At 53.6% G+C, this 880-nt stretch carries 1 protein-coding gene; it reads right to left on the bottom strand.

Annotation, left to right across the window (positions count from 1 at the left end; all coding sequences use genetic code 11):
* A partial coding sequence (locus M3P05_RS20490) for a WD40 repeat domain-containing protein (protein ID WP_249701993.1) occupies positions 1–880 on the bottom strand: 880 nt, incomplete at both ends.

An 880-nucleotide genomic window follows, 5' to 3' on the forward strand; every position in this document is an offset into this window, starting at 1 on the left:
ATGGAACCATAGGGGTTGCAGACTTGCAGAGTTTTGTCATAAGAGTTAGAAATCACCCACCCTTCGGGCGTGCTGACCATACATCTGACCCACCAGCTGCCACGCCCTTTCAGAGTAGCGACACACATATCACCTGAAGCCCTGGTCAGGTCCCAGATTTTCAGGATTCCGTTATCAGAGACCGAAACCACCCGCCCGTCAGGGTGGATGGACACCTGGCAGACATCCTTGCTGAGCCCTTCCAGAGTAGCGATACACTCCTGACCTTGCTTCTGGTCCAAGTCCCAGACTTTCAGGGTTTTGTCATCAGAGGCTGAGATCACCCGTCCATCGGGATGGACGACCACACATCTGATACTGTCATTGTGACCACTCAAGATGGCAATACACATATTAGCTGGAGCCTCCTTGTTCAGATCCCAGATTTTCAGCGTGTTGTCGCCAGAATTTGAGATCACCCGTCCATCGGGATGAACGACCACACATCTGATCAGCGTACTGGGCCCTTCCAGAGTGGCGACACATTCATGGCCTGCCAGCCTGGTCAAGTCCCAAAGTTTCAGAGAACCGTCAGTAGCACCTGTAATCACCCGCTCATCGGGGAGGATAGTCACGCTTCTGCCCCAATCGTTGCGATCCCCCAAGGCAGCAACACACTCCTGACCAGGCCTCCGACTCAGATCCCAGACCTTTATTCCGTCACAAGCGCCGGAGATCACCCGCCCATCAGAGAGGATAGCTATACATCTGATCAAGTTGATGTGCCCTGTCAAGGTGGCGATACACTCCTGACCTGGCTCCTTGGTCAGATCCCAGACTTTCAGAGTCTTATCACAAGAGCCAGAGATTACCTGCCCACCGAGCAGGATGGCCACGCATT

Origin of the sequence: Parendozoicomonas callyspongiae, from assembly GCF_023502345.1 — a bacterium.
GTDB classification, from domain to species: Bacteria; Pseudomonadota; Gammaproteobacteria; order Pseudomonadales; family Endozoicomonadaceae; genus Sansalvadorimonas; species Sansalvadorimonas callyspongiae.